The 251-nt window shown below is 69.7% G+C and carries 1 protein-coding gene; it reads right to left on the reverse strand.

What is annotated here, in order from left to right:
- A partial coding sequence (locus tag RAD04_RS39000) for a DUF1330 domain-containing protein (protein ID WP_461628012.1) occupies window positions 1-251 on the reverse strand: 251 nt, incomplete at both ends.

The following is a 251-nucleotide window of genomic DNA, read 5'->3' on the forward strand; positions in this document are numbered from 1 at the left end:
TTCGGCCTCGGGCCCGATCAGCATCAGCTCGAACTTGCCGCGCCACACGATCCTGCCGCCGAGCCCGGCGAACACCGGCCCGCTCTCTTTTCCATAGGCCGCATAGGCCTCCGCGCCGGTGGCGTCGCGCCCGTCCGGATAGGCCGCCCGGTCGCGCAGCCGAACGAGGTTCAGCATGTGGATCGGGCCGGCGCGGTCATTGGCGCGGAAGGCGGCGAACGTTTCCTTGGTCGGATCGACGAACCCGGTCA

This window comes from Bradyrhizobium sp. 25ACV, from assembly GCF_054863005.1.